This window comes from Trinickia sp., from assembly GCF_057351765.1.
The window spans coordinates 190,433-198,281 of the sequence record NZ_JBMRBK010000051.1; the positions used below are offsets into that span (position 1 = coordinate 190,433).

General features: G+C 62.6%; 7 protein-coding genes. 2 read left to right on the top strand and 5 right to left on the bottom strand.

Annotation, left to right across the window (positions count from 1 at the left end):
- The first annotated feature begins 107 nt into the window (after positions 1-107).
- On the top strand, positions 108-398 hold the full coding sequence (locus ACO1XS_RS14450; RefSeq protein WP_331572881.1) for a DUF1488 family protein: 291 nt from the start codon (positions 108-110) through the stop codon (positions 396-398).
- Positions 399-453: 55 nt separating this feature from the next.
- Here ACO1XS_RS14450 and ACO1XS_RS14455 read toward each other — a convergent pair whose 3' ends face one another.
- The 4 genes from ACO1XS_RS14455 to ACO1XS_RS14470 form a co-directional block, all read right to left on the bottom strand.
- On the bottom strand, positions 454-1,755 hold the full coding sequence (locus ACO1XS_RS14455; RefSeq protein ID WP_331572959.1) for an NCS2 family permease: 1,302 nt from the start codon (positions 1,753-1,755) through the stop codon (positions 454-456).
- 190 nt (positions 1,756-1,945) lie between these two features.
- A complete protein-coding gene (locus tag ACO1XS_RS14460) occupies positions 1,946-2,701 on the bottom strand; it encodes a slipin family protein (protein WP_331572879.1) in 756 nt (251 codons plus the stop codon).
- Positions 2,701-4,209 (bottom strand): NfeD family protein, encoded by a 1,509-nt coding sequence (locus tag ACO1XS_RS14465; RefSeq protein WP_414720321.1) that lies wholly within the window; start codon positions 4,207-4,209, stop codon positions 2,701-2,703. The genes ACO1XS_RS14460 and ACO1XS_RS14465 overlap by 1 nt, the downstream gene beginning before the upstream one ends.
- A 251-nt stretch (positions 4,210-4,460) precedes the next feature.
- Positions 4,461-5,618, bottom strand: a complete 1,158-nt coding sequence (locus tag ACO1XS_RS14470; protein WP_486390995.1) for a hypothetical protein — start codon at positions 5,616-5,618, stop codon at positions 4,461-4,463.
- Between the two features lie 155 nt (positions 5,619-5,773).
- On the opposite strand from ACO1XS_RS14470, the gene ACO1XS_RS14475 reads away from it, so the two are divergent.
- Entirely contained in the window at positions 5,774-6,568 is a 795-nt protein-coding gene (locus ACO1XS_RS14475) for a hypothetical protein (protein WP_486390996.1), read from the top strand.
- 31 nt (positions 6,569-6,599) lie between these two features.
- On the opposite strand, the gene ACO1XS_RS14480 is transcribed toward ACO1XS_RS14475, so the two are convergent.
- Complete coding sequence (locus tag ACO1XS_RS14480; RefSeq protein ID WP_486390997.1) at positions 6,600-7,523, bottom strand: glutaminase; 924 nt, start codon at positions 7,521-7,523, stop codon at positions 6,600-6,602.
- Positions 7,524-7,849 lie beyond the last annotated feature (326 nt).

Consider the following 7,849-nt stretch of genomic DNA (forward strand, 5'->3'; position numbering starts at 1 on the left):
GGTCGGAATTCTGTCATTTTCCGCCGTGTAGCCCGCGCTGTCTTCAAGAAGGCAGCAATCCCCGCACGGCGCGGTTCGGTGCTTTCGTCATGGCAAAGGCGAATCCCATGCAGATCAGTTTTCCGAACGAAATTCCCGAATACTCGGCACGCGAGTTGACGCTGGCGTTCCCAGCGCTGGTCGACGGGGAGCGTGTGCAATGCGAGATCACGGCGGAGGCGCTGGAAGACCATTTCGGCGCAGCCTCCCCGCGGCTGGAGGACATGGTCGGCGCCTTCGACGCGCATCGTGCGCGCATCGAAGCGGCAGCCCGCCGGTTGCTCTACGAGACGCGCGCCCAATGCGCGGTCCTGAGAAGCGGTTACGTACGCTTTTACGAAGCGAACGCCCGCGCCTGAAGCGCGGGGGGCGGACGATTCAGCGAATGCGCGCGGCTTGGCGCCGCGCGCATTGTCATTCCGAGCCGAGATAGAAGAATCGGAACAGAAAGACTGCCGCGATGATCCATACGATGGCTTTCACCTGGCGAGCGCGCCCCGTGAACAGCTTCAGTCCGGCATAGGAAATGAATCCGAATGCCACGCCATTGGCGATGGAATAAGTGAACGGCATCAGAAGCGCGGTCAACGCGGCCGGAACGACCTCGGTCGCATCGTCCCAGGGCAGCTCGACGAGCTCGCGCAGCATCAGGCACGAGACGTAGAGCAGCGCCGGCGCCGTTGCGTAGCCCGGCACCACGCCGGCCAGCGGCGCAATGAAAAGGCAGGCAAGAAAGAGCACGGCGACGGTGATCGCCGTGACGCCCGTCCGGCCGCCGGCTTGCACGCCCGATGCGCTTTCGATATAGGCGGTGGTGGACGAGGTGCCGAGCACCGAGCCGGCGACGATGGCGGTGCTGTCGGCCAGCAGCGCCTTATTGAGCCGATCCATCTTGCCCTCGACGAGCAAGCCCGCCCGATTGGCAACGCCCATCAGCGTCCCGGTGGCATCGAACAACTCCACGAGGAAGAAGACGAGAATGACGTTGATGACGCCAGTCGACAGCGCACCGGCGATATCGAGGTGAAAGAGTGTCGCGTCGATCGAGGGCGGCGGAGAAACGACGCCGTGAAACTGATTGCCGGCGAAGAAGAATGACAGCACCGTCACGGCGAGGATGCCGATGAGAATGGCACCGCGCACGCGCAGGAAGTCCAGCGTGACGATCAGGAAAAAGCCGATCGTCGCGAGGATGACGGGCGGCTTGTGCAGATCGCCGAGCGTTACGAGTGTGGCGGCATTGCCGACCACGATGCCGGCCGTTTTCAGCGAAATGATGGCAAGGAACAGCCCGATGCCGCCTGTAATGGCAGCACGGATCGAGTGCGGAATGCCGTCCACGATCATTTCGCGCACACGCAAGAGCGTGACGACGAGAAAAAGGCAACCGGAGATGAAAACGGCTCCCAGCGCGGCTTGCCAGGTAAAGCCCATGCCTTTCACGACGGTATAGGCGAAATAGGCGTTGAGGCCCATGCCCGGCGCGCAGGCGATCGGGTAGTTCGCATAAAGACCCATGATGAGCGTGGCCAGCGCCGCGACGAGGCAGGTTGCGACGAACACCGACTCCTTCGGCATGCCGGCATCGCCCAGAATGGCCGGATTGACGAAGATGATGTAAGCCATCGTCAGAAACGTGGTGAGTCCGGCAAGCAATTCGGTGCGCAGATTCGTGCCGGCTTCCTCGAAGCCGAAATACCGTTTTGCCGATTCCAGCAAGGGGAAGGCTTTCACTTGTTCCATGGACGGTGTGTCTCCTGATGCGGTGCGGTCCGACGTCGAATGCGGTGGGTCCCACTGTACACAGCCGATATACCGATGCCAGCTGTCAGGCGTAATAGCGACTATTTGAGCCGCGCCATCGCTCGCGCATCGAACATGCCCCGAAAATCAGGCGGCGCGCGCCTTAGCGGCGGCTCAGCAGGCTCTCCAGGACATCGATCGGGAGCGGGAAAACGATAGTGGAGTTTTTGTCGGCAGCGATTGTAGTGAGTGTTTGCAGATATCGCAATTGCATGGCCTGCGGCTGCCGAGCGAGCGTCTGCGCGGCTTGCAACAGTTTTTCCGACGCTTGCAGTTCGCCGTCCGCATGGATCACCTTCGCGCGGCGTTCGCGTTCCGCTTCGGCCTGGCGCGCGATGGCGCGAATCATCGTTTCGTTGATATCGACATGCTTGATTTCGACGTTCGAGACCTTGATTCCCCATGCGTCGGTCTGGGTATCGAGCGTCTTTTGAATATCGGCGTTCAATTGCTCTCGTTCCGCCAGCAGTTCGTCGAGCTCGTGCTTGCCGAGAACGGCTCGCAGCGTCGTCTGCGCAAGCTGGCTCGTCGCTTCGAAAAAGCGCGCGACCTGAATGACCGCCTTTTCGGGATCGACGACCCGGAAATACACGACCGCATTGACTTTGACGGACACGTTGTCGCGAGTGATGACGTCTTGCGGCGGCACGTCGAAGACGATGGTGCGCAAATCCATACGTACGGCTTGCTGGATCACAGGGGCGATCAGCACGAGCCCGGGGCCTTTGACTTTCCAGAACCGGCCCAGCGTGAACACTACTCCCCGTTCGTATTCGCGAAACACACGGATCGACGAGGCAACGAGAACGATGGCGAAGAGAATGAGCAGACTGCTGAAGCCGAAGGTAAATCCGATCATTACGATTCTCCTGTGGGGACGACGATCAACACGAGCCCGTCGCGGCGCGTGACGCGCACGCGCGTGCCGGCGGGCAGGGCGGCCTGTGCGCGTACGCGCCAGCGCTCGCCATGTACGCGCGCCCATCCTGTCATTCCTTCGCTCTCGGGCGATCCGCTCAGCGCCGGCGACAGACCGTCGTCGATCACCTCGCCGACGCTGCCGATCATTGCCTCGGCTCCCGTTACGACGGGCCGGCGTCTCGCCTTGAGCGCGAACCGGGACATGAGGAAGACGAACGCGATGCCTGCCGTGAGGAGCGCGGCGATGACCGGCAACGGGATTCCGTAACCGGGGACGTCGGTATCGATCAGCATGAGCGCACCGGCCGCGAACGCGACGATGCCGCCGAAGCCGAGCGCGCCGAAGGTCGGCAGGAATGCTTCCGCGATCAGGAAGGCGATGCCGAGAAATACGAGCGCCAGGCCGGTGTAGTTGATCGGCAGAAGTTGCAGCGCAAAGAGTCCGATGAGCAGGGAAATTGCGCCTGCCACGCCGGGCAATACGAACCCTGGATTCGCGAATTCGAAGAAAAGACCGTACACCCCGATGGTCAGCAAGATCAGCGCAACGTTCGGATCGGTGATGACGGCAAGCAAGCGGCTGCGCCAGTCGGGCTCGAGGACGACGAGGTTGGCATGCGAGGTGTCGAGGCGGTGAGCGCCGGTCGAGGTCTGCACCGTACGACCGTTTGACTTGGCAAGCAGGTCTTGCAGGTCGTTCGCGATGAAATCGACGACATGCTGTGTTGCGGCGTCGCCCGCAGGCAGGCTTGCCGCATAGCGGACCGCATGTTCGGCCCATTCGGCGTTGCGCCCGCGCATTTGCGCGAGGCCGCGGATATAGGCCACGGCGTCTGCCATGCGCTTCCGAGCTTCTGTCGATCGCGTATCGGACGGCAACGGTGTAGAGGCGGCGGAGGCGGCTTCGGTATTCGCGTCGTTGGGACGGTCGCGTGGCGCTGCGGCGGGCGTGGGCGGCGATGCGGGGCTCCCGCCGACACCTAGTTCGATCGGCGTAGCGGCGCCAAGGTTTGTGCCGGGGGCCATTGCCGCTATATGGCTCGCATAGACGATATAGGTTCCCGCGCTCGCGGCGCGTGCGCCGCTCGGGGCGACGTACGCGGCGACCGGCACCGGCGACGCCAGGATCGCCTTGATGATTTGCCGCATCGACGTATCGAGCCCACCGGGGGTATCCATCTCCAGGACGAAGAGTTCGGCCCGGTCATGGGCCGCTCGGGCAAGGCCTCGCATGATGAAATCCGCACTGGCCGGCCCAATGGCACCCGCGACCGTCGCGACGACGACTTCGTTCGCGCTGGCTTGCGCACCGGCGAGCGCGCAAGCGAGGCACACCGAAAGGAAGGCGACTACCCTGCCGAACGGTATCGGAATGGATCGCGCCCGGCGCCTAGGCGCGCAGGCAAACGGCGGGCAGTGACGCTGCGGGAACAGGCGGGTTTCCATTTTTTTCATCCGGCGCCCTCCGAGACGCCGCCGCCGGCGGCGAAAGGCCGCGCTGATGGCTAAAGCTTAGGATGAATCGGCACGCAGCGGTAAGGGGGAATCGGTAGATACGTATCGAAGAAAACGTAGCGCCCGAGGAGCGACACGTCGATCGATACGGCTGACGCTCTGGGAGAGAGGGGCGGAGGGAAGGCGGGGAAGCGCCGCTCGGCCGGCGCTTCCTCCTTGTTCTAACAGAGGCGATGCGAGCGCTATCGCTTGTCCGTCACCCGCTCCCATCCGTGCCGGACGGCGGCCTTGAAGCGTTCCCAGGCGCTTTCCGGATAGCGTGTTTCCCAATGCTCGCGTGCATGGGGTTCCACTTGAGACCAATCCCGTCCGCGATTTCGTTCGTCCTGCGCGACCGACACGCCGTGGACATATGCGCGGCGATAGTCATCGTAGGGCGCGTCCGCATTCGCATAACGGCTGTCATAGTCACGCCGGAATTCTTCATCGTATGCACTATCGTCGCTGAACGCCGTATCCATGCCCGGGTCGCCGGCGTATCCGGTACCGGGGGTGTATTGCGGCGCGGATGCCTTCACCGCCTCGTCGCGCCGTCGATCGGAATCCAATGGATTGTCTTCTGACTCGCGAGCCGTGCCAGCAGACTGCGACTCTCTCTCGAAGACGTCCGAAGCGTCGCCTGGAACGCCCGAGGAAAGCCCCGGTTGCGCGGCGGATTCATCGGTGCGAAGGAGCGTGCCGTCATCCGTGCGCGTCGACGCTTGCTGCATGCGGCTGCTCGGATTTGGAGCCGATGCGGAAAACGGTGCGGATGTGGCACGAGGCGTCGGCGTCCCGTCGGCGGCGGGCATATCGCGGACGGAGGCCGAGCTTGCTTCGCTCGTATTCGGCGATTGATGCTGTTGCTGCCCGAGTGAATGCTGCGGTGCAGATGTCAGTGGCGGCTCTTCTCGGCTGCTCATCGTGCGCTCTTCATCCTGTGCGCGCCGGGACTGTTCGTCCAAGCGATCGCGCCACGCTTTGGCACGTTCTGCGATGTCGTTCGCACCGGTTCGGCGCATGACGTCGCACGCGAGATCGGTTTGCACTTCCGGTACATCGACGCTGACGACCGCACCGCCGCGCCGGATGACTTCGCGATAATCTTCCGTCTCGGGTGGATACTCGCCGGGCTTGAACAGCCTGGAGAACAATTGTTCGAGTTGATCGAAGACGGGCTTTTCGCGGCGCACCTCTGTGCCCCCGGGAGCATAGACGCGCGGGCCGCCCGTGGACGACGTGCCAACCGACGCCGCGTAAATCGAAATGTCGGCCTGCGATAGACCGGCTTCAGTCAGCGCACGCTGTGCCGCGCACGCATCGGCATAGCCGTCATAAACGCCTACGACGGTTTGTCTCATGATTGCCTCCTCCCGGTTGGCTACGGCCTATCGGCATCCGGATGGTGGGATAACCGCAACGGACGTGCCTATATCGGTCAGAGGAAAATCGCTTTTTTAGCGAGCCGTTCGCGCTCGCAAAGGTATGATCGTGCTTTAAATCAGCTCGATCCGGCATGCTCGCGCTCAAACTGACGCTTGTTCCGTTCTTCTTGGCTATCGTTTCAATGTCGGGCAGGTGGTGGGGGCCATCGATTGCTGGATGGTTAGCCGGCTTACCCGTAGTCGCCGGGCCGATATTGTTCATCCTTGTGCTCACGCGTGGCCCTGTCTTCGGCGCGCATGCTGCTACGCTTTCCCTCTCCGCGATCCTCGCATCGGAAGCATTCAATTTCGCCTATGCGTGGAGCTGTCGCTCCCATTCGTGGCCGATAGCGTTAGCTGCCGGCCTGCTTGCGTGGTTCATCTCTGCGTGCGGGTTGTCGATGCTGCCGGCATCGCCTGGCTGGGCCGTCACCGCAGCCCTCGCTGCTGTGGGCTTCGGCCAGTTCTTCATGCCGCGCAGTTCGTCCAGCGCCGCAGGCGCATCGCTTGGGCGCTCCGACTTGATCGGCCGGATGGTTGCAGGCGCGGTCCTCACGCTGCTGGTTACCTCCTTGTCTGGTCGGCTGGGCGCCGCATGGAGCGGTTTGCTCGCGGTCTTTCCGCTGCTCGGAATCGTCTTGTCGGTCTCATCGCACCGCGCGTATGGACCAGACTTTGTGATTTCGCTGCTGCGAGGCATGGTGCTCGGCAGATTCTCGTTTGCGGCTTTTTGCTTGCTGCTTGCGTTCTCGTTGCCTCATCAGCATCCGGCTGTCGCGTTCCTGGAGGCGTCACTGTTGGCCATGATCGTGCAGTGGGGTACCAGGCGACTGGCAACCATGCCGCGAGCAAAGAATTCGGCAACGAACGTCGTTGCTACCGATTGAGTTCGAGCGAGGTTCCGAGCGATCGCTGTCCTTAGAAGATCGACCGCTTGCTCAGGGTGGTCAACCATTCCAGGGACAACGTGCCGGCAAGTGAATTGCCATTGGCATCGAGCCCGGGCGACCACACGCACACCGCCATTTCGCCAGGCAGCACAGCGACGATGCCACCGCCGACGCCGCTTTTCGCCGGCAGCCCGACGCGATAAACGAAGTCGCCCGCTGCGTCGTAGGTGCCGCAGGTCAACATCAGTGCGGACAGACGCTTGGTCGAGCTTTCGTCGAGAATGCGTTCGCCCGACACGGGGGCGACGCCCCCGTTGGCGAGAAACAGCGCCGCCTTGGCGAGCTCGACGCAATTCATCTCGATCGCGCACTGGCGGCAATATGCGTCGATGACCACTTCAGGCGGCATCTGCAGGTTGTCGAAGCTTGCGATGAAGTGCGCCATCGCGCGGTTGCGTTCGGCGTGCGCCAGTTCGGAGTGGGCGACGCGCAGGTCGTAGTCGATGTCCGTGGCGCCTGTCAGCCGCCGCATGAATTGCACGAGTGCAGTCTCCGCGCCGACGAAGCGGCGGCAGAGGATGTCCGTGACGACGAGTGCGCCGGCGTTGATGAACGGGTTGCGCGGTTTGCCGCGTTCGGTCTCGAGTTGCACGAGCGAATTGAATGCCGTACCCGACGGCTCTCGGCCGACGCGCTCCCATAGTGCGTCGCCCAGCAACTGGAACGCGAGCGTGCAGGCGAATAGCTTCGAGATGCTCTGAATGGAAAAGCGTACGCTGGCGTCGCCGATGCTGAAGACGTTCCCGCCAACGGTCACTATAGCCATGCCGAAGCGTTCAGCGGGCACTCTGGCGAGTTCGGGAATGTAATTGGCAACACGCCCGGCGGTGCGCCAAGGTTCGATGTCGCGATGAATCTGCTCGAGAATCGATTGATAGTTCTGCTCGGTCATTGACGGCGCATCTGAAGGCAGCAGTGAGTGCGGCCGCGATGATACCGCAGCAGGTTTGGCGCGCGTGCGGCCTCCACTGGAGGCGGTCGTGGCGGCCGCGCGCGGGCGCTGAAAAAATGTTGGGTTCACGGGCTTGTCATGCGAGTCTGCTTGGCCTACTATTCGCATCCTCTTTGAGAGGCGCAGGATTGCAGCGTGCCGCGGTCGACGGGTTTTAAGCGAAGCGAGAAAAAACCAGTTGACGATGTACGAGAAGGGCTGCATAATCTCGCTTCTCTGCTGCTTAAGCAGCAACGCAAGACGGTGAGCCGGGTGGTGATGACGGC

Bases quoted from the DNA above. Each gene is read 5' to 3' on its own strand.
- ACO1XS_RS14450 (WP_331572881.1), top strand. From the start codon at position 108: ATGCAGATCAGTTTTCCGAACGAAATTCCCGAATACTCGGCACGCGAG.
- ACO1XS_RS14460 (WP_331572879.1), bottom strand. From the start codon at position 2,701: ATGATCGGATTTACCTTCGGCTTCAGCAGTCTGCTCATTCTCTTCGCC.
- ACO1XS_RS14465 (WP_414720321.1), bottom strand. From the start codon at position 4,209: ATGGAAACCCGCCTGTTCCCGCAGCGTCACTGCCCGCCGTTTGCCTGC.
- ACO1XS_RS14470 (WP_486390995.1), bottom strand. From the start codon at position 5,618: ATGAGACAAACCGTCGTAGGCGTTTATGACGGCTATGCCGATGCGTGC.
- ACO1XS_RS14475 (WP_486390996.1), top strand. From the start codon at position 5,774: ATGCTCGCGCTCAAACTGACGCTTGTTCCGTTCTTCTTGGCTATCGTT.
- ACO1XS_RS14480 (WP_486390997.1), bottom strand. From the start codon at position 7,523: ATGACCGAGCAGAACTATCAATCGATTCTCGAGCAGATTCATCGCGAC.